This is a genomic window from Enhydrobacter sp. (assembly GCF_030246845.1).
Taxonomy (GTDB): domain Bacteria; phylum Pseudomonadota; class Alphaproteobacteria; order Reyranellales; family Reyranellaceae; genus Reyranella.
In genome coordinates, this window is record NZ_CP126889.1 from 3,743,259 (window position 1) to 3,768,476 (window position 25,218).

A 25,218-nucleotide genomic window follows, 5' to 3' on the forward strand; every position below is an offset into this window, starting at 1 on the left:
GGGAGTTTTTGTGGCGCGCCCCGGCAGCGCTACTGACCCTGCGGCGTGCTGTCCGGACCGGGCAGGCAGTGATGGGCGTGTATCTGGAGATTTTCCGCTTTGGCGGCCGCCTCCTGCTCGACATAGTCGCGCGTGTATCTGATGGCGGCCCAGGCATAGCCTTTGCGGACCATGGTCGCGCCGACATCGACGCCGGCCGACCGGCACATGCCGAAGAGCTTGCCGTTGGCATCGACCCCGCGCGCCGTGCAGGCGATCGACCGGTTGTTGATCAGATCGCGAAGATAGGCGGCGGCGATGTCGCCGGCAGGCCATCCACCGCAGGTCGAATGTAGCGGCGGCGCCTCGATGCCCCAGAGGCGGACGTGGCGCCCCTCGAGCACGATGGTGTTGCCGTCCAGCACGGTCTGCGCGCGCGCCGGCGCGGCGATGGCGAAGAGCGCGAGCGCGCATCGCAGTCGTTTAATGAACATCGTCGCCTTCATTCTCCCCGCTCGGCCAGCCCCTGCTTTCGGGCAAGTGTAGCATTTGCCGACTGCCCGTCGCGCCCGCCATCGGCCGCAGCGGCGATGTGATGTCTGTCATCACATCGTGAGTGCAAGGACAACGAGCGCCACATGCACGCACGGGTATGCCGCCTTGGCCGCGCCGCCTTTCAGCGGTCTGTTCGGAGGGCCTTTGTCGTTCGCAGGAGACCAGGCCATGAGCTCGGAGGTGGATGCTCGCGCCAGCAAGGTTCCCGAAATCACGCTCCTGTTCTGGATCATCAAGATCGCCGCGACGACGCTCGGCGAGACGGCGGGCGACGCGGTCACGATGTCGCTCGGCCTCGGCTACCTCGTCGGCACCGCGATCTATGCCGCCTTCTTCGTGATATGCCTCGCCGGCCAGATCCGCGCGCGGCGCTTCCACCCGTCCCTCTACTGGCTGACCATCGTCGCCACCACGACGGTCGGCACGACGCTGGCCGACTTTGCCGACCGCTCGCTCGGCATTGGCTATGTCGGCGGCACGGCGCTCCTCTTCGCGCTGCTGATGGCCTCGCTCTCGTCGTGGTACTGGGTCGAGCGATCGGTCTCGGTCGATACGGTCAACTCGCCACGTGTCGAGACCTTCTACTGGGTTACCATTCTCTTCTCGCAGACGCTGGGCACCGCGCTGGGCGACTTCCTCGCCGATACGTCGGGGCTGGGCTATGGCGGCGGCGCGCTGGTGTTTCTCGCGGCGCTCGCGGTGGTGGCGGGCCTCTACCATTTCACCGAGATTTCGCACACGGCGCTGTTCTGGGCCGCCTTCATCCTGACGCGGCCGCTCGGCGCCACGGTCGGCGACTTCCTCGACAAGCCGCGCGCCAGCGGCGGGCTCGCGCTCGACCGTTTCACCGCCTCGGCGGTGCTCGCCGCCTTCATGATCGCCTGCATCCTGCTCTTTGCCCAACGCCCCGCGGGCTATCCCCACGGCGGCAAGGCGTAAGCCCCCGGCTTGCGTCGAGGACAAGGAGAGCCGACCATCCCGGCGACGCTCGCTTCGAGCGATCTTTGGCAAGGAGGACTGGATGGCGCGTGCGGCACGCAAGCCGGATGTGCGTCTCAAACGGGCGTACGAACAGCCGTCGGCCGACGATGGCATGCGCATCCTGGTGGATCGCCTGTGGCCGCGCGGCGTGCGCAAGGCCGATATTGCGATCGATCGCTGGCTGAAGGACGTGGCGCCCAGCACGGAGCTCCGCCGCTGGTTCGCGCACGATCCCGACCGGTGGGACGACTTCCGCCGCCGCTACAAGGCCGAGCTGTCGTACAAGAAGGAGGCCTTGACGGAGCTCGAGGGCTGCGCGCGCAAGGGCCCTCTTACCCTGGTCTATGCGGCGCGCGACGAGGATCACAACGAGGCGGTCGTGCTTCGCGACGTCATCGCTGCGCGGTTGCGGCGGAAGAGCGCAAGATGAAGATCGGCCTGATCTCCGACATCCATCTGTCCGTCGGCTTCCTGCCGTTTCCCGAGATTCCCGCCGACGTCCTGGTCATCGCGGGCGATGTCTCGCGCCCAGCGCGCGCCATCGAATGGGCCAGGGAGACCACGCTTCCGACGCTCTACATCGCGGGAAACCACGAATTCTACGGCGGCGACCTGTCGACGACCTACGCGCATCTGGCCGAATTGAGCCACGGCACGAACATACGCCTGCTGGAGCGGGCGGAGTGGGTCCACCAGGGCGTCCGCTTCCTTGGCTGCACACTATGGTCGGACTATCGACTGTTCGACAGCGAAGAGGCCCGCACCAGGGGGCTGAGCGATGCCACCAGGTACATGTACGACTTCTCCGCGATCAGGGTGGCACCCGACTTCGAGGAGACGTTCAGCCCGGCGCTGTCGCAACTCCTCTTCGCGCAGTCCGTGGCCTGGCTGGACGACTGCTTCGCCCGTCCCCATCCAGGGCCGACCGTGGTCGTGACCCACTTCGCACCGACGCCGCAGAGCATCGCCGACCGTTTCAGGGATTCCTCGATCAATGCCTCGTTCGTCTCCGACCTCACGGAGAAGATCCTGCGCTGGCAGCCCGATCTCTGGCTGCATGGTCACACCCACGACAGCTTCGACTACCGGGTCGGCCGCACGCGTGTCGTCTGCAACGCCCGCGGCTATGCCAAGGACGGCCGCGTCGAGAACGCCCGCTTCGACCCCCGCTTCACGGTCGAGATTTGACTGATCGGGAGCTTCACCCCGGCGACCGCTCTTCGGCCTTGTCGACGATGGATGTCGGTATCGGCTACTTAGGTCCTTGGCCGAGATGTCAACGCGTGCGAGGTCGCCATGTCCAGCGCAAGACCGTTGTCCTTCCATGTACCCGAGCCGGCCGTGCGGCCGGGCGGCACGCCGGATTTCAGCGACGTGCCGATCTCGCGGGCGGGGGAAGTGCGGCGGCCTGACGTGGATGTCGCGCCCGAGGAGATCCGCGACCTCGCCTTCGCCATCATCCGCGTGCTCAACCGCGACAGCGAGGCGGTCGGGCCATGGGCTGGCCTGTTGAGCGATAGCGAGCTGCTCGAAGGGCTGCGCCACATGATGACGCTGCGCGCCTTCGATGCGCGCATGCAGATGGCGCAGCGCCAGGGCAAGACGTCGTTCTACATGCAGCACATGGGCGAGGAGGCGGTGAGCTGCGCCTTCCGTAAGGCGCTCGAGCCCGGGGACATGAATTTCCCGACCTACCGCCAGGCCGGGCTGCTGATCGCGGGTGGCTATCCCATGCTGGACATGATGTGCCAAATCTATTCCAACGCGCTCGATCCCCTGAAGGGCCGTCAGTTGCCGGTGCTGTATTCGGCGCGCGAGCATGGCTTCTTCTCGGTTTCGGGCAATCTCGCCACCCAGTATATCCAGGCAGTCGGCTGGGCGATGGCCTCGGCGATGAAGCGCGATACGCGGATCGCCGCCGGCTGGATCGGCGACGGCTCGACTGCCGAGTCGGACTTTCACGCGGCCCTGGTCTTCGCCTCGACCTACAAGGCGCCGGTGGTCCTCAACATCGTCAACAATCAGTGGGCGATCTCGACCTTCCAGGGCATCGCGCGCGGCGGCTCGGGCACCTTCGCGGCGCGCGGGCTGGGCTTCGGCATTCCGTCGCTGCGCGTCGACGGCAACGACTACCTGGCTGTCCACGCGGTGGCCAGATGGGCGATCGAGCGCGCCCGCCGAAACCTCGGTCCGACGCTGATCGAGTACGTGACCTATCGCGTCGGCGCGCATTCCACCTCGGACGATCCCTCGGTCTATCGACCGAAGACCGAATCGGATGCCTGGCCGCTGGGCGATCCGGTGCTGCGCCTGAAGAACCACCTGATCCGTCGCGGCGCGTGGTCGGAGGAGCGCCACAAGCAGGCCGAAGCGGAGATCATGGCCTCCGTCATCGCTGCCCAGAAGGAGGCGGAAAGCCACGGTACCCTGCACACGGGGCCGCATCCCTCGGCGCGCGACATGTTCGAGGGCGTATTCGAGGAGATGCCGCCGCATCTGCGCCGCCAGCGCCAGCAGGGAGGGGTCTAGCCGATGCCGCGCAGGACAATGGTCGAGGCGATCCGAGACGCGCTCGACGTCTGCATGCAGCGCGACGAGAACGTTGTCGTGTTCGGCGAGGATGTCGGCTATTTCGGCGGCGTTTTCCGATGCACCCAGGGGCTGCAGCAGAAGTTCGGCACCAGCCGCTGCTTCGATGCACCGATCAGCGAATCCGGCATCGTCGGCGCCGCCGTCGGCATGGCGGCCTACGGGCTGCGGCCCTGCGTCGAGATCCAGTTCGCCGACTACATGTATCCTGCCTACGATCAGATCGTGTCGGAGGCGGCGCGGCTGCGCTACCGGTCCAACGGACAGTTCACGGCGCCGCTGGTGCTGCGCATGCCGACCGGCGGCGGCATCTTCGGCGGCCAGACGCACAGCCAGAGCCCGGAGGCGCTGTTCACGCACGTCTCGGGGCTGACGACTGTCGTGCCGTCCAATCCATACGATGCCAAGGGCCTGCTGATTGCTTCGATCGAGGACAACGATCCCGTGATCTTTCTCGAGCCCAAGCGGCTTTACAACGGCCCGTTCGATGGCCATCACGAGCGACCGGTGATGCCATGGGCACGGCATCCGCAGGGCGAGGTGCCGGACGGGCACTACACGGTGCCGCTGGGCAAGGCGGCGGTTCGGCGAGAGGGCAATGCCGTGACGGTGCTGGCCTACGGCACCATGGTCTTTGTCGCCGAGACGGCCGCCGCCGAGACCGGCATCGATGCCGAGATCATCGATCTGCGCACGCTCGTGCCCTACGACCTGGAAACGATCGTCGCTTCGGTGAAAAAGACGGGGCGCTGCGTGATCGTCCACGAAGCGACGCTGACCTCGGGCTTCGGCGCCGAGCTCAGCGCCCTGGTCCAGGAGAATTGTTTCTACCATCTCGAGGCGCCCGTCGTGCGCGTCGCCGGCTGGGATACGCCCTATCCGCACGCACAGGAGTGGGATTATTTCCCGGGGCCGGCCCGGGTCGGCCGCGCGCTCAAGTCCGTGATGGAGGCCTGAGATGGGGATTCGCATCGTCAAGCTTCCCGATGTCGGCGAAGGGGTGGCCGAGGCCGAGCTTGTCGAATGGCATGTCGAGGTCGGCCAGTCGGTGCTCGAGGACCAGCTCCTCGCCGCCGTGATGACCGACAAGGCGACGGTGGAGATCCCCTCGCCGGTCGCCGGCACGGTCATCGCGCTGGGCGGCGAGGTGGGCGGGGTTCTCGCCGTCGGTGCCGAGCTGGTCCGTCTGGAAGTGGCCGGCGAGGGCGATCAGGAAGTAGCGGCTGCGCCGCGCGAGGCGGCGGCGCCGTCGACACCACCTGCCGCGGCGCCCGCGCCATCACCGACACCGGTAAAGCCGCCGGCCGCCAAAGCCACCGAAGCGCCGCCGGCAGAGCCGCGTCCAGTCGCACGCGGCTTTCTGGGCCCGCCGCGACCGGCGGGTGAAAAGCCGATCGCTTCGCCCGCCGTACGGCGACGGGCGCGGGATTCCGGCGTGGATCTGCGCCAGGTACGCGGCTCGGGTCCGGCCGGGCGCATCACGCACGACGACCTCGATGCCTTCCTGCGCGGCGGTCCGCAGCCGTCTGGTCTTCGCGCCCGCGTCGCCAACACCGGAGTGGAGACGGTCAAGGTCATCGGCCTGCGGCGGCGCATCGCGCAGGCCATGGCCGACTCCAAGCGCCGGGTCGCCCACTTCTCCTATGTCGAGGAGATCGACGTCACGGCACTGGAGGATCTGCGCGCGACCCTGAACGCGGCGGGACGCCCGGATCGTCCGCGGCTCACTCTGATGCCCTTCCTGATGCACGCGCTGGTCAGGGCGGTGGCCGATTTTCCCGAGATGAATGCTCTCTACGACGACGAGGCCGAAACGATCGAGCGGCATGGCGGGGTCCATATCGGGATCGCCACGCAGACCGATTCCGGCCTGATGGTTCCGGTGGTCCGTCACTGCGAGACGCGCAGCCTGTGGGACTGCGCGGCGGAGATCCGGCGGCTGGCCGAGGCGGCGCGCGACGGCCGGGCGACGCGCGCGGAGCTCACCGGTTCGACGATCACCATCACGAGTCTCGGCGCGCTCGGCGGCATCGTCACCACGCCGGTGATCAACCGGCCGGAAGTGGCGATCATCGGCGTCAACAAGGAGGTCGTACGGCCGGTGTGGCAGGATGGCCGGTTCGTGCCGCGTACCATGATGAACCTGTCGTCCTCGTTCGATCACCGCGTCATCGACGGTTATGTCGCGGCGCGCTTCGTCCAGCGCATCAAGGCCCTGCTCGAAACGCCGGCAACGCTTTTCATCGAGGAATGAGATGGCCGATATTGCTGCCAAGGTGCTGGTCGTGGGCGGTGGGCCCGGGGGCTATGTCTGCGCCATTCGGGCCGGCCAGCTCGGTCTCGATGTCGTGCTCGTGGAGCAGGGCGGGCCGAACGGCGGACTGGGCGGCACCTGCCTGAATGTCGGCTGCATCCCGTCGAAGGCTCTGATCCACGTCGCCGACGCCTACCACAACGCTGTCAAGCAGTCGGCCTCGACGCCATTCGGCCTCAAGGTCGAGCATCCGGCCATCGATCTCCTGCGCGCCGTGGAATGGAAGGATGCCATCGTCGGACGCCTCACGGGCGGCGTCGGCGCGCTCCTGAAGCGGCACCGCGTCAAGATCGTGCATGGTCGCGCCGAGATGGTCGACGGCAAGACCTGCCGGGTCGAGACCGACACCGGCCCGCAAGTCGTCCGTGCCGAGCATGTCGTGCTGGCCACAGGCTCGGAAGCGGCGCCGCTGGCTGCCTTGCCGTTCGGCGGCAAGGTCATCTCCTCGACCGAAGCCCTGTCGCTGCAGACGGTGCCCGAGCGCCTTGTCGTGGTGGGCGCCGGCTACATCGGCCTCGAGCTGGGGACGGCATACGCCAAGCTCGGCGCCAAGGTCACGGTGATCGAGGCCGAGGACCGCATCCTGCCCGCCTACGATGCCGAGCTCGCGCGCCCGGTCGCGAAGCACCTGCGGGCCCTCGGTGTCGAGGTGTTGACGCGGGCACGGGCGGCCGGCCTGTCCGATGACAAGGGCGCGTTGCTGATCGACCAGGAAGGGACGACGAGGCGCAGCATCGCGGCCGACCGCGTCCTCGTGGCCACCGGTCGGCGGGCACGGCTCACGGGCTTCGGTCTGGAACGACTCGATCTCACGACGAACGGCGCCTTCGTGCAGGTCGACGAGCGCTGCGCCACGTCGATGCGCAATGTCTGGGCGGTCGGCGATCTCGCCGGCGAGCCGATGCTCGCCCATCGCGCGATGGCCCAGGGCGTTGTCGTAGCCGAAGTGATTGCCGGCCATCGTCGCGTCTTCGACGGCGCGGCGATCCCGGCTGTCTGCTTCACCGACCCGGAAATCGTGACCGTTGGCTTGTCGCCCGAGGACGCGCGGCGGGCCGGGCGGGCGGTGCATGTCGCCAGCTTCCCTTTTCAGGCCAACGGCCGCGCGCTGACCTTGGGCGCGGAGGATGGCTTCGTGAGGGTGACGGCGCGGGCCGACAACCACCTTGTGCTCGGCATCGCCGCCGTCGGCGCCGGCGTGTCGGAACTCGCAGCCGCCTTCTCGCTGGCGCTCGAGATGGGCGCGAGGCTGGAAGATATCGGCGGCACGATCCACGCCCATCCGACGCTGGGCGAGGCCTTTCACGAAGCAAGCTTGCGCGCCTTGGGCGAGGCGCTGCATGTCTAGTTCTGCTCGTACACGCTGGAATTTGAAAAAGGTGAAGTGACATGGATTTCTCGAACCGCACGGTCGTCATCACCGGCGCCGCCGGCAATCTGGGCCAGGCCTTGGCCAATGGCTTCGCCGCGGCGGACGCGAACCTGGTCCTGGTCGACCTGGACGCAACGCGCCTCAAGTCGGCGTTCGGCGCGGACAGCGAGAAGCGCGCCCTGGTTCCGGCGAACCTCCTGAAGCGCGAGGAGGCGCAGCGCGTGGTGGACGCTGCGCGCCAGCGCTTTCGCAAGGTCGATGTTCTTTGCAACATTGCCGGCGGCTTTCGCATGGGCGAAGCCGTGCACGAGACGAGCGACGAGACCTGGACGTTCCTGTTCGACCTGAACGTGAGGACCCTGCTGAACACAGTACGGGCGGCGGTCCCGGCGATGATCGAGGCGGGCGGGGGCAAGGTCGTCAATGTCGGCGCCGCCGGCGCATTGAGAGGCGGCGCGACAATGGGGGCCTATGCCGCCGCCAAGAGCGTGGTCATTCGCCTGACCGAGTCGATGTCCGCCGAGCTGAGGGATCGCAATATCAACGTCAACTGCGTGTTGCCGACGATCATCGACACGCCCGAAAACCGGGCGGCCATGCCGGATGCGGATCCTGCCCGATGGGTCGCGCCCGCGGATCTTGCCAGCACGATCATGTTCCTGGCCTCGGACGCCGCGCGCGCCATCCACGGGGCGGCCGTGCCGGTCGCGGGCCGAAGCTAGGATCTTCCCGCCGAGCGGCGGGCGAGATAGGCGAGACCCACGAACGCGGGATCGGGGCGGACGATGATCGCCGTCGGAATTTGCGCCAGGTAGGACGACATCCGGCCTTTGGACTCGAACCGCTCGCGAAAGGCCGATCGGCGAAGGAACTCCGCGAAGCGCGGTGCGATGCCGCCGCCGACGAGCACACCGCCGCGCGCGCCGAGGGTCAGGGCGACATTGCCGGCGACGCTGCCCAGGAAGGCGCAGAAGAGCTCCAGCGTCTCGCGGCTGACCTCGCAGTCCCCGCCCAGCGCGGCCGCGACGATCTCGCTGCTGATCCGTTCCGGCACGGTGAGCCGGTCGACGCGGGCGATCGCGTGGTAAAGCTGCACCAAGCCGGGGCCCGACAGCACGCGCTCGATCGAGACGTGGTGAAGCTGCTCGCGCAAGGCGAGGATGATCGCATCCTCGCGCCGGCTCTCGCTCGACAGCGTCGCGTGGCCGCCCTCGGTGACCAGCACGGCCTCGTCGCCGCCTTCGGCGAAGGCCATGGCGGCCAGCCCGAAGCCGGTGCCCGGTCCCATCACTGCCATGGTGCCGTGACGGCCCGGCGTACCGCCGCCGAGGCTGAAAAGATCGTCCGCGCGCAACGCCGGCAGGGCCCATCCCAGCGCCTCGAAGTCGTTCAGGACCTTGGCGTTCTGCAGGTTCAATCCCTGGCGGATGCGCCCCGCATCGAGCGTCCAGGCCGCATTGGTCATCGTGATGCGGCCGTCCACGACAGGCCCGGCCGCCGCGAGCAGGGCCAGCGCGGGTGCGTGACCGCGAGCGGGACCGGCGAGGAACGCACGCACTGCCTCGACCGGCGAGGCATAGTCGGCGACGGGATACGTGACGACAGGACCGACGTCGGTTCCGTCCAGCAGCGCGAACCGCGCATTGGTCGCGCCGATGTCGGCGAGGATTGCGGATGGCGAAGGTGTCATCATGTCCTCTCCCAAAGTGCGCAGGCCGCAGTATCGCGAATCGCAGTATAGAGACCAGACTGGATCCGTCGGCGGAATGTAACCGCCATCGAGAGTTGGCTCAGCCGCGTGGAGCGCTTGCACCGAGTGGAGCAGGAGAGGGTTTGTGCAAGGAACGTCGCCGGGCGGCGTTGCGCACGTCCTCCGTCACCACGCGCACCCGGCTGTTGTAGGCGTGGCGGATATGCTGGCGCGCGGCGTGCTCGGCCCGCTGCGGGTCGCGGGCGAGGACCGCCTCGACGATCTCTGCATGTTCGGCCTGGGCTTCCTCGATCCGATTGTCGTCATGATAGGTGGTGCGGCCCAGCAGCGGCACGAAGTTCAGCAGCGCCCGCAGGCTCTTCAACAAAAAGCGATTGTGCGCGGCGCGATAGATCTGCTCATGGAAGGCTTGGTTTTCGCGTGCATGCGCCCGCGGGTTGGCGGGCAGAGCGCGCATGGCGTCGAGCATGGCCGACAGGATGCGCTGTTCCGTCGGATCGGCATGCTCCGCCGCCAGCGCCGCCGCGGCGCCTTCCAGCCTCTCGCGCGTGGCATAGAACTCGCTGATGGCACGCAGGTCGTAGAGCGCCACTGCGAGGCCGCCATTGGCGGCATGCTCCAGCAACCCCTCCGCCAGCAGGCGGCGCATCGCTTCGCGAACCGGCGTCCGGCTGATGCGCAGCCAGGCGGCGACATCGGTCTCCATCACCCGTTGGCCGGGCTCGAGCGCGCCCTCGCGGATCGCCTCATGCAGCCGCTCGTAGGCCCAGTGGCTGCGGCCCGGCGCACCCGGCCTGCCGTCGTCTTCGGCTTCGCTGAAAACATCGTCCAGTTTCATGGACCAAAATTAGGCTGGCGCCTCAAGCCTTTCAAGGAAAATCATAATACTTGTGTATACATTTGTACCTTGACGCATGCACAAGTGCCGGCCACGATAGATTGCAGATGACACAGAGGCGAGGAAACGAGCGATGGCAGGCGACGGCGAATACGATGTCATTGTCGTCGGCGCGGGAAATGCCGCGCTGTGCGCGGCGCTGTCGGCACGGGAGCAGGGCGGCCGCGTGCTGGTCCTGGAGAAGGCGAGCGAGGAGGAGCGCGGCGGCAACTCCACCTTCACGGCCGGCGGCTTCCGCTTCGTGCATGACGGGCTCGACGACCTGCGCCGGGACGTGCTGGCCGACCTGTCCGATGCCGAGGCGAGCCAGATCTATATCCCGCCGTTGCCGGCGAACCTCTACATGGATGACCTGACCCGGGTCACCGAGGGGCTCACCCAGGAGGAACTGGCCGACATCCTGATCGGTCGTTCGCGCGAGACGGTCGTATGGATGAAGAGCAAGGGCGTGCGCTTCATCCCCATGTTCGGCCGCCAGTCCTACAAGGTGAACGGCATCCACCACTTCTACGGCGGCGTGAACATCGAGGCGGTCGGCGGCGGCTGGGGCCTGGTGGATTTCCTGGTCAAGGCGGCGGACCGCGCGGGCATCGAGATTCGCTATCGCACCGGCTTGCGTAAGCTCTTGCAGGCGAAGAGTGGCGCGATCACCGGCGTGCTGGCCTTCGGTCCGGACGGCTACGAGGAGATCCACGCCGGCGCCGTCGTGCTGGCCTGCGGCGGCTTCGAAGCCAATCCGGAGATGCGCACGCGCTATCTCGGGCCGGGCTGGGAACTCTGCCGCGTGCGGGGCACGAAGCACAACACCGGCGACGGCATCCGCGCGGCGCTGGAGATCGGCGCCCAGGCGTTCGGCGGCTGGTCGACGTGCCACGCGGTGCAGTGGGACATCAGCGCACCGCCGTTCGGCGATCGCGTGGTGCTGGACAACTTCCAGAAGCACTCCTACCCGCTCGGCATCGTCGTCAACATGGACGGGCAGCGTTTCGTCGACGAGGGCGCGGATTTCCGCAACCACACTTACGCCAAGTACGGCCGCGAGGTGATGAAGCAGCCACAGCGTGCGGCCGTGCAGATCTTCGACAGCAAGACCATCGCCATGGTGCGCGACGAATACCGCATCAAGCAGGTGACCAAGGCGGAGGCGCAGACTATCGGGGAGCTGGCCAAGGCGCTCGAGATCGATGTCGAAGGGCTCGTGGGCACCGTCGCCGCCTACAATGCCGCCTGCCAGCCGGGCGACTACAACCCGGCGATCCTGGACGGCAAGCACACCGAAGGGATCACGCCGCCCAAATCCAACTGGGCGCTGCCGATCGACGAACCGCCCTACTACGGCTTCGTCGTGACCTGCGGCATCACTTTCACCTTCGGCGGGCTGCGCATCAATACCCAGGGCGAGGTGCAGGATACCACCGATGCCACCATCCCGGGTCTTTATGCCGCCGGGGAGCTGGTCGGCGGCGTCTTCTACCAGAACTACCTGGGCGGGGCCGGACTGATGTCGGGCTCGGTCTTCGGGCGGCTGGCGGGCGCCTCCGCCGGCCGGCATGCGATGCGGCCCGCCCGCGCGGCGGCGGAGTAGCGTCATGGCCGAGGTCGCAGGCAAAGCCTATCTCATCACCGGCGGCGCGAGCCTGATCGGTTCGCACCTCGCCGATGCGCTCCTCGCCGCGGATGCTTCCGAAGTGCGACTGCTGGACAACTTCGCCCTCGGCACGCCGGATACCATCGCCCATCTGCTGGCCGAACCGCGCGTCAAGCTTGTTCGCGGCGACGTGCTGCGCCTGAACGAGGTGCTGGACGCCAGCAAGGGGGCGGACGGAATCTTCGCGCTGGCAGGCTTTCTGACCATCCCCATGCTGCAGAACCCGGCGCTGGGCGTGCAGGTGAACACCGTGGGGCTGCTGAACACGCTGGAGGCGGCACGCTTCGCCGGCGTTCGCCGCCTGGTGTTCTCCTCGTCCGTGGCCGCCTATGGCAATGCCGAGGCGGACGTCCTGGAAGAGGACGCGGCCACGGTGACCGCGACGCTCTCGCCGGTGAGCGCGGTCTACGGCGTCAGCAAGCTGTTCGGCGAAAGCCTCTGCCGGCTCTATGCCCAGAAATACGGCCTGCAGTTCAACGCACTGCGCTTCACCTCGGTGTACGGCGAGCGCCAGCACGCCCGGGCGGTGAACGCCAATTTCATCGCGGAAACCTACGAACGCGTGCGCAAGGGCGAGGCGCCGATCGTCATCGGCGACGGCAAGGAAGTGCACGACTACATCTACGTCACCGACATCGCCGCCGGCTGCATGGCGGCGATGACGAGCGACAGGCATGGCCTGCTGATGAACCTCGCGACCGGCGTCGATTCCAGCCTGACCGAGGTGGTGCATGCCGTGCTGAAGGTCTGCGGCTCGACGCTGAAGCCGGAGTATCGCGCGGACACCCGCGCGGTCCGTTCCGCCGGCGGCACGCACCTCGGCTTCAGCCGTAAACGGGCGGAATCGGAGATCGGCTGGGTCCCGCGCGTGTCGCTGGAGGAGGGCATTCGGCGCTACGTCCGGTGGCTCGAGCAGCAGCGGCCGCATTCGGACCGCGAGCTTCCGGCTCGGTCATGAGGCGCGCAAGAGGCGCGCGGTCCAGAAGACCATGAACGGAACGCCGGCCCTCGATATCGCCCGCTTCGCGGCGGCGTTGCGGTACGAGGATATCCCGGCCGCCGCCCGCGAACGGGCGCGCATCCAGATGCTGGACGGTCTCGGCGTCGGCCTCGCTGCCAACGCCTATCCGTTCGCGGAAAAGGCCACCGCCGGCTTGCATGCTCTTGGAGGGAAGGGGAACTGCACGGTGCTGGGCCGCCGGGAACGCCTGCCGGTGCGCGATGCGGCGCTGGCCAACGGCATCCTGATCCACGGTCTCGACTTCGACGACACGCATCTCGCGAGCATCGTGCATGCCACGGCGGCCTCCTTGCCGTGCGCGTTCTCGCTGGCCGAAGCACTGGACCGGCACGGCCGCGATCTGCTGACCGCCTATGTCGCCGGCATGGAGACGGCGATCCGTCTCGGCGCGGCGGTGAAGGGCGGCTTTCATCATGCCGGCTTCCATGCGACCGGCATCGTCTCGCATTTCAGCTCGGCCATCGTTGCCGGCAAGCTCCTGCGGCTGACAGAAGACCAGCTCGTGGCGGCCCAAGGCATTGCCGCCAGCTCCGCGTCGGGCGTGCAGGTCTTCCTGGAGGAGGGTGCCTGGACGAAACGCTTCCATCCGGGTTGGGGCGCTGTTGCCGGCATCACCGCGGCGCATCTCGCGCGGCATGGCTTCGTCGGCCCGAGCCGGCCCTACGAAGGCAAGTTCGGCCTGTTTGAAACACACCTGCACGACGGGGCCGCAGCGGTCGACGTTGCATGCCTCGGTGCCGGCCTCGGCACGCGATGGGAGCTTTGCGACACGGCGATCAAGCCCTACCCCGTCTGCCATTTCGTCCATGGCGCCGCCGACGCGGCGATCGCCTTGCATGGCGAGCTGCCATCGCCGCAGGCCATCTCCCGCATCCGGGTGCTGCTGCCCGAGCCCACGCTGCCGATCGTCGCCGAGCCGGTTGCCGACAAGCGGCGGCCGCTGACGGACTATGCCGCCAAGTTCAGCGCGGCTTTCGTGGTGGCGACCTGTCTCGTCCATGGCCGTTTCGGCCTCGCCGAGCTCCAGCCGGAAGCGCTGAAGGATGCCGCCGTGCTCTCGCTGTGCGAACGTACCGACTGCGTCGGCGATCCGGAGACCGCGTTTCCGGCCTATTTCTCGGGCGGTGTCGAAGTGGAGCTCGGCGACGGACGTCGCCTGCGCCGCCATGTACGCGTCAACAGCGGCGCGGGCGAGCGGACGCTCACTGTCGACGAGGCCGCCGGCAAGTTCGCCGCGGCCGCAGGCATGGTCCTGAGCGCCGACCACGCGAGCCGGGCTCGCGACGCGATCCTTGCGATCGACGCGGGGCGCGTACGCCAATTGGCGGAGTGCCTCAGGATCGGCTGAGGATATGCGTTGACAAGGGCCGACGGCCGGCGGTGCACTCGGGTTGAAAATTTACGTGGAGTCCGCACCGGGAGGGACGGCGTGGCGCGCTGGCAATACACCAAAGGTCTGCACGACATCGGCAACGGCTGTTACGCCTATCTCCAGCCCGACGGCGGCTGGGGCTGGAGCAATGCCGGCCTGATCGTCGACGGCGAGCAAAACCTTCTCGTCGACACGCTGTTCGACCTCCGACTCACACGCGAGATGCTTGGCGCGATGCGTGATGCGGTTCCGGCCGCGCAGTCGATCCGCACGCTGGTGAACACGCATTCGAACGGAGATCACACCTTCGGCAACCAACTCGTCGGGGACGCCGAGATCATCACCACCAGGGCCACCGCCGAGGAGATGCTGGAGCGGCCGCCCGAGCACCTGGCGGCCCTCGTCCGCGATCGTGATCGGCTCGGCGACGGCGCCCGGTTCCTGTACGAGATGATGGGCCAGTATTTCCGTTGGGACGATGTCGTCTATACCGCGCCGACCCGTACCTTCGAGGAGCGGCTGGAGCTCGAGGTCGGCGGCAAGCGGGCACAGCTCGTGAAAGCGGGTCCTGCGCATACGCGCGGCGATCTGCTCGTCTACTTGCCGGAGGAGCGGATCGTCTTCACCGGCGACCTGCTCTTCATGGGCGGCCATCCGGTGATCTGGGCCGGCCCGATCGCCAACTGGATCAAGGCCTGCGACACCATTCTCGGTTGGGACGTCGATGTCGTCGTGCCGGGGCACGGCCCGATCACCGACAAGAAGGGCGTCGCCGACTTCAAGGGCTACCTGGACTACATCAATGTCGAGGCCCGCAAACGCTACGATGCGGGGCTGGGCTACTACGAGGCCGCGACGCAGATTTCCCTCGATCCCTACGCCGACTGGATCGATTCCGAGCGGATCATCCTGAACGTCGCCGCCTTGTATCGGGAGTACGGCGCGGTCGAACGCCCCGACATCATGACGCTGTGGGCAGACATGTATCGTTTCCATCGGGCGGGGCTCTGCAACTGCCATCGCCGCGCGCAGCCCGGTCATCTCAAGGCAGGCTGAGGATCGCAGACGCGCATTGTCCTTCGCCGTAGTCAGAGGAGTGCGGTATGTCCATTCTCCAGTCCGAAGGCCCCGACGACATCCGGCATCGCCGCGCTTCGACCTATCAGGTCCTCGTCGAGGACATCAAGGCGCTGGGCGTCGAGCAGGTGTTCGGCCTGATGAGCGACGATACCGCCGTCTTCGCCACCGCGCTCGACAGCGCCGGCATCCGCTTCTACGGCGCGCGGCACGAGAACAATGCCATCGCCATGGCGGAGGGCTTCGCCTACGCGACCGGCGGCCTCGGCGTCGCAGTGATCGGCAGAGGACCGGCAACGGCCAACGGCCTGCACGCCGCCACCTATGCCAGCCGCACCGGCTCGCGCGTCCTGATCATCTCGGGCGACGCCGCCGTGCCGACAGGAGCCGTCAATTCGATCGGTCCGGACTACAAGGGCTTCAATGCGACCGGCGTGTTGAATGCCGCCGGCATCCGGACTTTCGTCGCGACCAGCCCGACCGCGGCCCGCGGCGCTCTGGCGGACGCCGCGGCGGCGGCGCTGCAGGGCGGCGCGGCGGCATTGCTGCTGCCCGTGAACGTGCAATTGGCCGAGATGGATCTCGGCTTCGGTGCGGCCGTACCCGCGCCGAAGCCAGCGCAGCGTGCACCAGCGGCGCCGTCTCCACAGGCGATCGAAGCGGCAGTAGCCTTGCTGCGGCAGAGCCGCAAGCCGCTGATCCTCGCCGGCCTCGGCGCCCACCGGGCCGGTGCCAAGGCCGCCCTGGAGCAGCTCGCCGACCGGACCGGCGCCTTGCTGGCGACGTCGGCCCGCGGCAAGGACATGTTCCGCGGGCATCCCTGCAATCTCGGGATCGTCGGCTCCTTCTCGCATTCGGCGGCCAGGCGGATGGTCGCCGAGGCGGACTGCGTCCTGGTGTTCGGCGCCAGCCTCAACCTTCTCACCATGAGCTTCGGCCACTCGCTGCCCAAGGTGCCGCTGATCCAGGTCGATGCCAGTCGAGGCAGCATCGGCCGCTGGTATCCGGCCGATGTGGCGGTGGTGGGCGATGCCCGGCTGGCGGCGGAGGCGCTCCTCGCGGCGCTGCCTGCCGGCACCAACGCGGCGTCGCCCTTCCGCTCCGAGGGGACGCTGCGTTTCCTCGCCAGCTTCGACATCGCCCGTGACTTCCAGCCGGCCAGCACGCCGCGCACGGTCGATCCGCGTTCCCTCGGCGTTGCGCTCGACAAGCTCCTGCCGGCGAGGCGCAACCTGGTCTACGACGCCGGCAACTTCCTAGGCATCGTGCCCTATCTTTCCGTGCCGGGGCCAGGCCACTTCAAGATGACCAGCGATTTCGCCTCGATCGGCCTCGGTTTCGGCACGGCGCTGGGCGTTGCCAGGGCGCGGCCGGACGAGACAACGGTCCTCGTGATCGGCGACGGCGGCTTTCTCATGACCATGGGCGAGCTCGAGACCGTGGTGCGCGAGGATCTGCCGCTGGTGATCGTGCTGATGAACGACTGCGCCTATGGCGCCGAGCTGCATTTCCTGAAGATGCGCGATCTGCCGGTCGCCAAGTCGGTGTTCCCCGACGTCGACTATGCGCCGGTCGCCGAGGCCTTCGGCTTCCAGGCCGCGACCGTCCGCACGCTCGACGACCTGCAGAAGGCGGCGCCGATGCTGGCCCGGCCGGAAGGGCCGGTCTTTCTCGACTGCAAGCTGAACGCGGCCGTAGCGGCGCCTTTCATGAGCGAGTTCCACGAGTTCGAGACCCGGCAGCACTGAAGCGAAGACACAACCAGTTGGAGGAATCCCCATGGCGCTCGATCTGCTGATACGCGGCGGCACCGTCGTCGACGGCTCCGGTGGCAAGCGCTTCGTCGCCGATATCGGCGTCTCGCAGGGGCGCATCGTCGAGGTCGGGCGTCTGCGCGAACCGGCACAGCGAACGATCGATGCCGACGGTCTGATCGTCTCGCCGGGCTTCATCGACGGCCACACCCACATGGATGCGCAGGTCGCCTGGGATCCATTGGGAAGCTGCTCGTGCTGGCATGGCGTCACGTCGGTCGTGATGAGCAATTGCGGCTTCGCCCTAGCGCCCTGCAAGCCGGCCGACCGCGACTGGTACGCGCGTTGCCTGTCGGCCGTCGAGGACATTCCGACCGAGGCGATGGCTGCCGGCATCGACTGGAGCTGGGAGACCTTTCCCGAGTACATGGCGACGGTCGAGCGCCTGCCCAAGGCGATCAACTACGGCATGTATATCGGCCATTCGGCCCTGCGCATGTACGTCATGGGAAGGCGCGCGCTCGAGGAGACGGCGAGCGACGACGACATGCGCCGCATGGCGCTGCTGGTGCAGGAGGCGCTGAGAGGGGGCGCGCTCGGCTTCTCGAGCTCGCGCGCCACGACGCACGTCACCCCCGACGACACGCCGGTCGCCAGCCGCATCGCCGACTGGACGGAGATCGATCGCATCGTCGCCGCCATGGCCGAGCTCGATGCCGGTATCTTCCAGGTCGGTCCCGACATCGGCAGCGGCCCCGCCCATCGCGCCTTCCTCGACCGCCTGCGGCAGGTGGCGCTCGCGACGCGGCGGCCGATCATGTTCGGCGTGCTGGCGACCCGTCAGGGCGAGGATCCCAATCCCTGGCAGTACCAGACCCGGTACATCGACGATACCGTCGCCGCGGGCGGCCGCATGTTCGGTCAGGGTACGACGCGCTCGATCAACGCGATCTTCTCGCTGAAGTCGTACCTGCCGTTCGACGTGCTGCCGGCCTGGCAGCCGATTCGCGCGCTGCCGCTGGAGGAACAGAAGAAGCGGTTGCGCGATCCGGCGGTGCGCCGGGCGCTGGTGGCGGCCGAAGCCGGGATGAAGCCGCGCGACAAGACCTTCCAGGGCGGCGGCGCGGCCACCACGGACCCGCGCAAGCCGGACTATGGTAACCTCTTTGCGTTGAAGGGCGTGGACTGGGACGACCCGACGGTCGACCAGCTCGCGAAGGCGCGCGGCCAGCATCCCGTCGAGGTGATGATCGACCTGTCGCTCGCCGACGACGACCAGATCTACGTCCAGCCGCTGGTGAACGAGTCGCCGGAAGACGTTCTCGGCATCCTGAGGCACGAGCGAACGCTCGCCACCTTCTCCGACTCGGGTGCGCATGTCTGCCAGGAGATGGGCTCGTCTCTGCAGACGCATTTCCTGAGCTACTGGGTGCGCAAGCGCGGCGCCTTCACGCTCGAGCAGGCGGTCAGGAAGCTGACGCACGACAATGCGGCGGCGTGGGAGCTGCACGACAGGGGGCTCGTCAGGAAAGGCTACAAGGCGGATCTGGCGCTGTTCGAGGAAGCGCGCATCCGGCCCTGCCTGCCGACCGTGGAGAAGGACTTGCCGGGCGGCGCGCGCCGGCTGGTGCAGAAGGCCGAAGGCATCCGTGCCACGATCGTCAACGGCACGGTGACGTTCGAGGAGGGCAAGGCCACGGGCGCCTTCGCCGGCGAGGTGCTGAAAGGCAAATTGGCGTCTTGAGGCTCCAGCTTTCGGGCCGCAGGGAGTATGCTGCGAAACCGACGAAACACATCGCATGCAGAATCCGAAGGCCAAGGCGGCTAGAACTCGTCGGTCTCGGATTGGCGCTCGGTCGGCGTGATTGACCGATCGCCGGTGTAGCCGGGCCAGGAGAAGGTGGGTTCCTGGGCGTGGGTTGAAGCGTTCAAGTAGCCTTTGCGTCGTGGAGCACGTTCACGATGACATGCGCTCGTCTGTTGGGCATCGTCCTGGGTGCCGTCTCGATCTGCTGCGGCGGACAGACGGTCGGATCCGAGCCGTTGCGCCTCGCGCTGGTCATTTCCAACGCGCAGTACAAGTCGTTGCCGCCGCTCGCGACGTGCGAGGCCTCGGCTACGATCGTGCGTGACGCGCTGCGCGGCAAGGGGATCGAGGTCGTCGAACGGCACGACCTGGGACGCGGCGAATTCGACACCGCCATCGGCAGTCTGGCCCGCCGCGCCGGCTCGGCGCCCTCCACTTTCGTGACGCTCTACTATTGCGGCTACGCCGTGGAGTTCAACGGGCGGTCGTTTCTGCTGCCCACCTCGGCCAGTCTCGCGCGCGAGTACGACGTGCTCACGCAAGGCATCATCTCGAAGAGCCTGCTGGACAGCCTGATGCGGGCAAAAGACAGCGGCGGCCTTCTGCTGCTGGACGTCTTTCGGACATCGAGCGCTGCATCGTCGGGCCTTGCCCGCCTGGTCGATCAGGCAACGCCATCGAGCTATGCGGTAATCGGCGCGAGCAACGACGCCGTGCCGGGAGGGCCCACGCCGGCATCCCTGGCGTTGCGCGAGGAGGCGTCCGAGCTGGGGCCGGACGTCGAGCCGTTCACGACCGGCATGCGCCATCGACTGGCCAAGAATGCGTCGGTAACGACACACTTCAGCCTGGCGACTGCCCGTCCCGCGGCGCCTTCCTCGTCCACCGTGCCGGCGACACCTTCGTCCTCATCGACCGCGATAGCGCCGCCGCCGCCGACGCCGCCGGCGGCCCCCACTTTCGCTGCTCCGCAGGCCGCGCCAATGCCGGCTCGTCAGATCATGGCGGACGAGGAAGGGATGTCTGAGCAGGACCGTCGGCTGGTTCAGGTGAAGCTCGCGACGCTGGGCTACTATATTGGCCGGATAGACGCGAACTTCGGTCCCGAAACGCGCGCTGCCATCCGCCGCTATCAGTTCGAGATCAAAGCCGAGATGACCGGACACCTGACGGCCGAGCAGGCGACACGGCTGGTGAACAGCGTGCGGTAGGAGAGCGACATGGGCCTGCGGACCAAGTTCAACCTGGTGATGATCACTGCCTTCCTGATCGGACTCGCGGTGGCGACGCTCCTGGCATGGGAGATTACGACCGAGGAAGCCAAGCGGCAGATGCTGAGCGAGGCGACGCTCCTCATGCGCAGCGGAACGGCGGTCCGCAGCTACACCTCGAAGGAGATCGGGCCCCTGATTTCCGAGCAGATGTCGGTGCGCTTCCTGCCGCATTCCGTGCCGTCCTGGTCGGCTCAGACCGTGCTCAAGGACGTTCACAAGGACTTTCCCGACTATTCCTACAAGGAGGCGGCGCTCAATCCGACCAATCCATCCGACCGGGCCACGGCCTGGGAAGCCGACATCATCAATGAATTCAAGCGCAACAGCGAACTGGCCGAGTTCGTGGCCACCCGCGACACGCCGGCCGGACAGTTCCTGACCTTTGCCCGGCCGTTCCGCCTGACCGACCGCGCCTGCCTTGCCTGCCACTCGACCCCGGCCTCGGCGCCCACGACGATGGTCGACCTCTATGGCAACAGCAACGGCTTTGGCTGGGTGATGAACGACGTCATCGGGGCGCAGATCGTGTCGGTCCCGATGAGCGTCGCGCTCACCCGGGCGAAGCATTCGCTGCTGGCCTTCGTGGCGGCGCTGAGTGCCGTGTTTGCGGGGATGCTGATCATCCTGAACGTGCTGATGCACTTCTTCATCCTGAAGCCGATGCAGGAAATCACCGCGCTGGCGCGCGACGTCAGTGCGGGCAAGACGGACGTGCCGGAATACAAGGTGAAAGGCCGCGACGAGATCGCCTCGCTGGGGCGCTCCTTCAACCTGATGCACCGCAGCCTGCAGAACGCCATCCGGATGCTCGAGGGCGCATGATCAGCTTGTCTTCGGGAGGATAGTTCGTGGCGGATCCGCTCCCGACCACCATTGGCCGCTACGTCGTCGAAAGTCTGGTCGGCATCGGAGGCATGGGCCAGATCTTCAAGGCGCATGATCCCGATATCCGGCGACCGGTCGCCATCAAGCTGATCTCGACCAGGTTGATGAGCGGCGCCGACTCGGACGAGTATATCCGGCGCTTCCGGCGCGAGGCCCAGGCGGCCGCCCGCTGCGCCCATCCCAATATCGTCGCTGTCTACGACTTCGCCTTGCACGAGGGTCAGCCCTTCATGGCGATGGAGTTCGTCTATGGCGTGAGCCTGCGTCAGGCGCTCGACGCTGCGCCCGTGATGGCCGTCCCGGATGCCATCCGCATCATGCTGCAGGTGCTGGACGCGCTGTCGAGCGCCCATGAGCTCGGCGTGATCCATCAGGACATCAAGCCGGCCAACATCATGCTGACGCCGGACATGCGGGTGAAGGTCGCGGACTTCGGCATCTCGCGCTTCGTGAACACGGAGGTCACGAGCATCTCCTCCTCGATGGGGACACCCAACTACATGTCGCCCGAGCAGTGCCACGGCGGCGCGGTCGACGGCCGCTCCGATATCTTCTCGGCAGGCGCCACGCTCTTCGAGATGGTGGCCGGCGCACGCGCGTTTCCGGGCCACAATCTCGCCGATGTCAGCCACCGCATCCGGTTCGAGCGGCTGCCGCTCCTGCCGGCCGCCGTTCGCGCGGCGGCGCCCAGGCTGCAACTCGTGCTGGAGCGCGCCATGGAGAAGCAGCCCGAGGATCGCTTCAGCACGGGACCGGAGATGGCCGCGGCCCTGCAGCAGGTGCTCGCGAGCTTCGGCCGTGGTGACGCGACGGGCGATCAGGGCGAGAGGACCCACGTCTCGCCGATCGGCACACCGACCGGAAGTGCCGCGCCGCCCCCTCCCGATTCGCAGAACGTGGCGCGGTCGGACGCCGGATCCGGCCGACGGCTGTCCGAGTCCCAGATAGATCCCGACACCCTGCGCGCGCTCGAGGACAAGCTGACAGGCTATATCGGGCCGATTGCCCGTGTCCTGGTGCGGACGACGGCAGGCCGCAGCCGATCGGTCAGCGACCTTTGCGCGCAACTCGCGCTCACTGTCGCGGACCCGGCCGAGCGCGAGCGCTTCCGCCGCGACGTGAATTCCCTGATCCGGCCGTCCGCACTATCGCCCGGCGAGCCCGGAGGCTCACGGGATCGTCTGTCCGAGCGCGAGCTGGAGCGGGTGCAGGAGGCCTTGGCCCACTACGTCGGGCCGATCGCGCGGGTTCTCGTGCGGCGCGCAACGGCCGATGCGACGTCGGTCGAGGCTCTTTGGCTCAGTCTGGCCAATCACATCGAGTCGCCGGTGGAGCGATCGGCCTTTCTGGGGCAACGTCATCGGTAGGCCGACGGCACGCCGTCCGTGACAGTAGAGCCATTCAGCCGGGAGCCCTAACCCATGGCGTTCGCCATCCCAGTCAAGCCCGCCAGCTTCCTGACCTACTATCCGCTGGTGACCAGCACGAGCGTGACCATTGGGAGGCCGCCCAAGACCAGGTTCGCCGTTTCCCTGAAAGATCCCGGAGGGTCTCTCCGTGGCGAACTGGACAATTGGGTCACCGAACTCAAGAACGAGGATCCGAACTACACGACATGCTGCATCCAGATGTCCCACGCCATCAACATGGCGTTTCACATGGTCGATCCGACGAAGATGGTGGGTGCGCGCAGCAGCCGCCGCAAGACCCGCTCCTTCAGGATCGCCGCGGCCGCCAACAAGGAGTTCCACTACCTTGCGTCGGTCGATGAGATGAAGGCGTTTCTCGACAGCACCTTCGATGATGGCGAGGAGATCTCGCGCCGTGCCGACGGCAAGCCGGCGTCGCAGCAGGAGGCGAGGTCGTTTGTCCAGGATCGGCCCGGCATCGTGGTGTTCATGAAGAACCAGTCATGGGGCTTCCATACCGAGGTCTGGACGGGCAGCGATTGGCATCAGAACTGGATGAAGGGACGGATGGAGCCCTTCGGCTGGGCTCCGGTATGGTTCTGGGACATGGGCGTCCCGAGCGTGCCGATCGTGTGAGGAGGCAACGACGATGCCTACGCCCTGGGAAGACAGCATCAGGAACCGGAAGGTCAAGCAGCTCACGATCTTCGTGGTGCCGACCCTGAGCAAGCCGTGGCGCAGGGCGTTCGACGACGCGCTGAAGACCTTCAACCAGTTGTCGAAGGTTCACAAGCTCGGCGTCACGATGGCGGCGCCCGCGGATGCGAAGAAGCCCGATCCGGACGGCGAGGACGGCGCCGATGTCCAGTTCGACATGGGGAAGGGCGACATCACCTTCACCGCCCTCGGTCAGGACTTTCTGATCAAGAGTTTTTCCGGTACGGCCATGCACGGCAAGACCGAGGCCGTGCAAAGGCACTTCGGCAGCCAACCCGACCGGATCCGGCGAGCCTTCGTGTTCGTGCCCGAAACGCCGATGATAACCGCCCTCATGAGAGTCGGCCGGGACAAGTTCAACAACGTGCAGCGCGAGGCCGGCCATGGCATCAAGCATTTCATTGCCGCCCACGAGCTCATCCATGTCTGCGGACTGGACAATTCCGACCATACCAAATACGGGCCTGACGCCGATCTGTTCATCGAGCAGCCGCAGCCGCTTGCCGGCCCCTTCGACAAGCCGGACGAGGACAAGCTCGTGCTCCACAATCCGCCGCGGCCCAAGCCGAATGTGATGTCGCCGCCGATTTTTCTGAAGAAGGCGACTGCGGACAAGATCAGGGACATCTGGAAGTGATGCGGCGAGCCGTCGAGAGGCAAGGCGACGATCATTGAGCTGTCGCCTGCGGCAGGCTGGGCTACACTGCAGGTTTCGCGGCGGACGGAGCTCATGAAACTCGGCCTCTTGTTCCTTTCGGCATCTCTGCTCGCATTGTCGACCGGCGCCGAGGCGCAAAGTGACGACAAGGGCTATTGCAGTGAGCTCATCGGCCTCTATCGCCGCTACATCCAGAACTCGCCGGGCCATCAATTCGACATCGATGCCATCAATGCGATCGAGCAATGCCAGAAGGGCAACGTCGAGGCAGGTATCCCGGTGCTTGAGAAGAAGCTGCGCCAGGGGCGGATTTCGCTGCCTGGCAATTTCAAGCCGTAGCGCGCACGGCAGCGTGCCGTCAGCCGCCGCGCGCGGACTCGAGGTCGTATTGCTTCAGGTGATAGTTATCCATTACCCACTTCAGCGTCAGGCCGTATTGGGGATCGGTCGCGTAGACGCCGGTGAGCGCATCGGCGAAGCGGTCGGGATCCTGGGCGAACGCCATGGCCGGCCGATAGGGCGCCGCCGTGGACAGCAACCGGCCGTGCGCCTCGAAAGCCTCCGACAGGCTGGTGAAACGCCGGAACCGGGCCGTCGTCGTGATCACCTTGCCGTCGATCACCTCGCGGGTCTCGCTTTCCACCGCCGGCTCCGTCTGCACCGCCTTTATCCCGAACGGATTGTTGCTGTCGGGCGGCATTGCCGATCCCCAGGCGCTCTCCACGATCCACTGCGCCACGGTGATCGCGGCGGGCACGCCCCAGCGGCGCTGGGAGGCCTTGGCGGCCTCGATCACGTCCGCCGGAACGATGCCGACATGGCCGAACGGCGTTGCCCGGGTCGGCTCCTGGTTCACCAGCGGGCGCGCGGCCAGGGCGTAGTAGGTCGGGCTTCCGGGCGCGACCTGGCCGGTCGGCGGGTTCATGCCCATGATCACGGCCTGGAATGCCTTGATGGCCAGGATCGTGCCCGGGTCGGCCGTGCCCGTCACGGGAACGTCGGTATGGGGCTTGGGCAGCCTCTTGTTCAGGAGCGACTGGATAATGAACACGTCGACCGGGCCGTTGACGGCATCCTGTCCGACGGACGTGAAGATCGGCGGCGCGACGCTGCCCACCTCGTCGGTGCTCAGGATGGTGGGTGACGGCGCAAGGCACATGGCGACATCTTCTTTCGAAGGTCGGGTGAGCGGAGGCA

Annotated in this window: 24 protein-coding genes; 20 read left to right on the forward strand and 4 right to left on the reverse strand. The window is 67.1% G+C overall.

Going from position 1 to position 25,218, the window contains the following annotated elements:
- Nucleotides 1-29: 29 nt before the first annotated feature.
- Nucleotides 30-473 (reverse strand): thermonuclease family protein, encoded by a 444-nt coding sequence (locus OJF58_RS18750; protein ID WP_300779257.1) that lies wholly within the window; start codon nucleotides 471-473, stop codon nucleotides 30-32.
- Nucleotides 474-702: 229 nt separating this feature from the next.
- Between OJF58_RS18750 and OJF58_RS18755 the strand changes: the two genes are divergently transcribed.
- The 8 genes from OJF58_RS18755 to OJF58_RS18790 all read left to right on the forward strand — a co-directional run bounded on the left by OJF58_RS18755 (nucleotide 703) and on the right by OJF58_RS18790 (nucleotide 8,512).
- The gene (locus tag OJF58_RS18755) at nucleotides 703-1,473 is read left to right on the forward strand and encodes a hypothetical protein (RefSeq protein ID WP_300779258.1); all 771 of its coding nucleotides are present in this window, start codon (nucleotides 703-705) and stop codon (nucleotides 1,471-1,473) included.
- 82 nt (nucleotides 1,474-1,555) lie between these two features.
- Nucleotides 1,556-1,945, forward strand: coding sequence for a DUF488 family protein (locus tag OJF58_RS18760; protein ID WP_300779259.1), 390 nt, complete (start codon nucleotides 1,556-1,558; stop codon nucleotides 1,943-1,945).
- Nucleotides 1,942-2,703 carry a metallophosphoesterase gene (locus OJF58_RS18765; RefSeq protein ID WP_300779261.1) on the forward strand — a complete coding sequence of 254 codons (762 nt, stop codon included), beginning with the start codon at nucleotides 1,942-1,944 and terminating at the stop codon, nucleotides 2,701-2,703. Before OJF58_RS18760 ends, OJF58_RS18765 begins: the two co-directional genes overlap by 4 nt.
- Nucleotides 2,704-2,811: 108 nt before the next feature.
- Nucleotides 2,812-4,044 carry a 3-methyl-2-oxobutanoate dehydrogenase (2-methylpropanoyl-transferring) subunit alpha gene (locus OJF58_RS18770; RefSeq protein WP_300779263.1) on the forward strand — a complete coding sequence of 411 codons (1,233 nt, stop codon included), beginning with the start codon at nucleotides 2,812-2,814 and terminating at the stop codon, nucleotides 4,042-4,044.
- Nucleotides 4,045-4,047: 3 nt separating this feature from the next.
- Complete coding sequence (locus tag OJF58_RS18775; RefSeq protein WP_300779265.1) at nucleotides 4,048-5,061, forward strand: alpha-ketoacid dehydrogenase subunit beta; 1,014 nt, start codon at nucleotides 4,048-4,050, stop codon at nucleotides 5,059-5,061.
- 1 nt (nucleotide 5,062) lies between these two features.
- Nucleotides 5,063-6,358 (forward strand): dihydrolipoamide acetyltransferase family protein, encoded by a 1,296-nt coding sequence (locus tag OJF58_RS18780; protein ID WP_300779266.1) that lies wholly within the window; start codon nucleotides 5,063-5,065, stop codon nucleotides 6,356-6,358.
- 1 nt (nucleotide 6,359) lies between these two features.
- A complete protein-coding gene (gene lpdA / locus OJF58_RS18785; RefSeq protein ID WP_300779267.1) occupies nucleotides 6,360-7,766 on the forward strand; it encodes a dihydrolipoyl dehydrogenase in 1,407 nt (468 codons plus the stop codon).
- A 41-nt stretch (nucleotides 7,767-7,807) separates the two neighbouring features.
- The gene (locus tag OJF58_RS18790) at nucleotides 7,808-8,512 is read left to right on the forward strand and encodes an SDR family NAD(P)-dependent oxidoreductase (RefSeq protein WP_300779269.1); all 705 of its coding nucleotides are present in this window, start codon (nucleotides 7,808-7,810) and stop codon (nucleotides 8,510-8,512) included.
- On the opposite strand, the gene glk is transcribed toward OJF58_RS18790, so the two are convergent.
- Both glk and OJF58_RS18800 read right to left on the reverse strand, forming a co-directional pair.
- On the reverse strand, nucleotides 8,509-9,483 hold the full coding sequence (gene glk / locus OJF58_RS18795; RefSeq protein ID WP_300779270.1) for a glucokinase: 975 nt from the start codon (nucleotides 9,481-9,483) through the stop codon (nucleotides 8,509-8,511). The genes OJF58_RS18790 and glk overlap by 4 nt on opposite strands.
- A 97-nt stretch (nucleotides 9,484-9,580) precedes the next feature.
- Entirely contained in the window at nucleotides 9,581-10,339 is a 759-nt protein-coding gene (locus tag OJF58_RS18800) for a GntR family transcriptional regulator (protein WP_300779272.1), read from the reverse strand.
- Between the two features lie 133 nt (nucleotides 10,340-10,472).
- On the opposite strand from OJF58_RS18800, the gene tcuA reads away from it, so the two are divergent.
- From tcuA to OJF58_RS18860, 12 genes are all read left to right on the forward strand, one after another.
- Nucleotides 10,473-11,984 (forward strand): FAD-dependent tricarballylate dehydrogenase TcuA, encoded by a 1,512-nt coding sequence (gene tcuA, locus OJF58_RS18805; RefSeq protein ID WP_300779275.1) that lies wholly within the window; start codon nucleotides 10,473-10,475, stop codon nucleotides 11,982-11,984.
- A gap of 4 nt (nucleotides 11,985-11,988) precedes the next feature.
- Nucleotides 11,989-13,005: an NAD-dependent epimerase/dehydratase family protein gene (locus OJF58_RS18810; protein ID WP_300779277.1), complete on the forward strand. Its 1,017-nt coding sequence runs from the start codon at nucleotides 11,989-11,991 to the stop codon at nucleotides 13,003-13,005.
- A gap of 31 nt (nucleotides 13,006-13,036) precedes the next feature.
- A complete protein-coding gene (locus tag OJF58_RS18815) occupies nucleotides 13,037-14,416 on the forward strand; it encodes an MmgE/PrpD family protein (RefSeq protein WP_300779279.1) in 1,380 nt (459 codons plus the stop codon).
- Nucleotides 14,417-14,497: 81 nt separating this feature from the next.
- A complete protein-coding gene (locus OJF58_RS18820) occupies nucleotides 14,498-15,496 on the forward strand; it encodes an MBL fold metallo-hydrolase (protein ID WP_300779280.1) in 999 nt (332 codons plus the stop codon).
- A gap of 47 nt (nucleotides 15,497-15,543) precedes the next feature.
- Nucleotides 15,544-17,265, forward strand: coding sequence for a thiamine pyrophosphate-binding protein (locus OJF58_RS18825; protein ID WP_300779282.1), 1,722 nt, complete (start codon nucleotides 15,544-15,546; stop codon nucleotides 17,263-17,265).
- Nucleotides 17,266-17,296: 31 nt separating this feature from the next.
- Nucleotides 17,297-19,015 carry an amidohydrolase family protein gene (locus OJF58_RS18830; protein WP_300779284.1) on the forward strand — a complete coding sequence of 573 codons (1,719 nt, stop codon included), beginning with the start codon at nucleotides 17,297-17,299 and terminating at the stop codon, nucleotides 19,013-19,015.
- Nucleotides 19,016-19,233: 218 nt separating this feature from the next.
- Nucleotides 19,234-20,289, forward strand: coding sequence for a peptidoglycan-binding protein (locus OJF58_RS18835; RefSeq protein ID WP_300779287.1), 1,056 nt, complete (start codon nucleotides 19,234-19,236; stop codon nucleotides 20,287-20,289).
- Nucleotides 20,290-20,298: 9 nt separating this feature from the next.
- Nucleotides 20,299-21,174 (forward strand): DUF3365 domain-containing protein, encoded by an 876-nt coding sequence (locus OJF58_RS18840; protein WP_300779288.1) that lies wholly within the window; start codon nucleotides 20,299-20,301, stop codon nucleotides 21,172-21,174.
- 26 nt (nucleotides 21,175-21,200) lie between these two features.
- Nucleotides 21,201-22,604, forward strand: a complete 1,404-nt coding sequence (locus tag OJF58_RS18845) for a serine/threonine-protein kinase (RefSeq protein WP_300779289.1) — start codon at nucleotides 21,201-21,203, stop codon at nucleotides 22,602-22,604.
- A 54-nt stretch (nucleotides 22,605-22,658) separates the two neighbouring features.
- Nucleotides 22,659-23,282, forward strand: coding sequence for a T6SS effector amidase Tae4 family protein (locus OJF58_RS18850; RefSeq protein ID WP_300779290.1), 624 nt, complete (start codon nucleotides 22,659-22,661; stop codon nucleotides 23,280-23,282).
- Between the two features lie 13 nt (nucleotides 23,283-23,295).
- The gene (locus OJF58_RS18855) at nucleotides 23,296-24,000 is read left to right on the forward strand and encodes a hypothetical protein (RefSeq protein ID WP_300779291.1); all 705 of its coding nucleotides are present in this window, start codon (nucleotides 23,296-23,298) and stop codon (nucleotides 23,998-24,000) included.
- Nucleotides 24,001-24,093: 93 nt separating this feature from the next.
- Entirely contained in the window at nucleotides 24,094-24,360 is a 267-nt protein-coding gene (locus OJF58_RS18860) for a hypothetical protein (protein WP_300779292.1), read from the forward strand.
- A gap of 19 nt (nucleotides 24,361-24,379) precedes the next feature.
- Here the strand turns inward: OJF58_RS18860 and OJF58_RS18865 are convergent, their stop codons facing one another.
- Nucleotides 24,380-25,180: a glucosaminidase domain-containing protein gene (locus OJF58_RS18865; RefSeq protein ID WP_300779293.1), complete on the reverse strand. Its 801-nt coding sequence runs from the start codon at nucleotides 25,178-25,180 to the stop codon at nucleotides 24,380-24,382.
- Nucleotides 25,181-25,218 lie beyond the last annotated feature (38 nt).

Excerpts from the sequence above, each read along its gene's own strand:
- OJF58_RS18810 (WP_300779277.1), top strand. The coding sequence starts at position 11,989 with ATGGCCGAGGTCGCAGGCAAAGCCTATCTCATCACCGGCGGCGCGAGC.
- tcuA (WP_300779275.1), top strand. The coding sequence starts at position 10,473 with ATGGCAGGCGACGGCGAATACGATGTCATTGTCGTCGGCGCGGGAAAT.
- lpdA (WP_300779267.1), top strand. The coding sequence starts at position 6,360 with ATGGCCGATATTGCTGCCAAGGTGCTGGTCGTGGGCGGTGGGCCCGGG.
- OJF58_RS18835 (WP_300779287.1), top strand. The coding sequence starts at position 19,234 with ATGACATGCGCTCGTCTGTTGGGCATCGTCCTGGGTGCCGTCTCGATC.
- OJF58_RS18855 (WP_300779291.1), top strand. The coding sequence starts at position 23,296 with ATGCCTACGCCCTGGGAAGACAGCATCAGGAACCGGAAGGTCAAGCAG.
- OJF58_RS18850 (WP_300779290.1), top strand. The coding sequence starts at position 22,659 with ATGGCGTTCGCCATCCCAGTCAAGCCCGCCAGCTTCCTGACCTACTAT.
- OJF58_RS18825 (WP_300779282.1), top strand. The coding sequence starts at position 15,544 with ATGTCCATTCTCCAGTCCGAAGGCCCCGACGACATCCGGCATCGCCGC.
- OJF58_RS18765 (WP_300779261.1), top strand. The coding sequence starts at position 1,942 with ATGAAGATCGGCCTGATCTCCGACATCCATCTGTCCGTCGGCTTCCTG.
- OJF58_RS18860 (WP_300779292.1), top strand. The coding sequence starts at position 24,094 with ATGAAACTCGGCCTCTTGTTCCTTTCGGCATCTCTGCTCGCATTGTCG.
- OJF58_RS18815 (WP_300779279.1), top strand. The coding sequence starts at position 13,037 with ATGAACGGAACGCCGGCCCTCGATATCGCCCGCTTCGCGGCGGCGTTG.
- OJF58_RS18770 (WP_300779263.1), top strand. The coding sequence starts at position 2,812 with ATGTCCAGCGCAAGACCGTTGTCCTTCCATGTACCCGAGCCGGCCGTG.
- OJF58_RS18755 (WP_300779258.1), top strand. The coding sequence starts at position 703 with ATGAGCTCGGAGGTGGATGCTCGCGCCAGCAAGGTTCCCGAAATCACG.
- OJF58_RS18750 (WP_300779257.1), bottom strand. The coding sequence starts at position 473 with ATGTTCATTAAACGACTGCGATGCGCGCTCGCGCTCTTCGCCATCGCC.
- glk (WP_300779270.1), bottom strand. The coding sequence starts at position 9,483 with ATGATGACACCTTCGCCATCCGCAATCCTCGCCGACATCGGCGCGACC.
- OJF58_RS18775 (WP_300779265.1), top strand. The coding sequence starts at position 4,048 with ATGCCGCGCAGGACAATGGTCGAGGCGATCCGAGACGCGCTCGACGTC.
- OJF58_RS18780 (WP_300779266.1), top strand. The coding sequence starts at position 5,063 with ATGGGGATTCGCATCGTCAAGCTTCCCGATGTCGGCGAAGGGGTGGCC.
- OJF58_RS18830 (WP_300779284.1), top strand. The coding sequence starts at position 17,297 with ATGGCGCTCGATCTGCTGATACGCGGCGGCACCGTCGTCGACGGCTCC.
- OJF58_RS18800 (WP_300779272.1), bottom strand. The coding sequence starts at position 10,339 with ATGAAACTGGACGATGTTTTCAGCGAAGCCGAAGACGACGGCAGGCCG.
- OJF58_RS18790 (WP_300779269.1), top strand. The coding sequence starts at position 7,808 with ATGGATTTCTCGAACCGCACGGTCGTCATCACCGGCGCCGCCGGCAAT.
- OJF58_RS18760 (WP_300779259.1), top strand. The coding sequence starts at position 1,556 with ATGGCGCGTGCGGCACGCAAGCCGGATGTGCGTCTCAAACGGGCGTAC.
- OJF58_RS18840 (WP_300779288.1), top strand. The coding sequence starts at position 20,299 with ATGGGCCTGCGGACCAAGTTCAACCTGGTGATGATCACTGCCTTCCTG.
- OJF58_RS18865 (WP_300779293.1), bottom strand. The coding sequence starts at position 25,180 with ATGTGCCTTGCGCCGTCACCCACCATCCTGAGCACCGACGAGGTGGGC.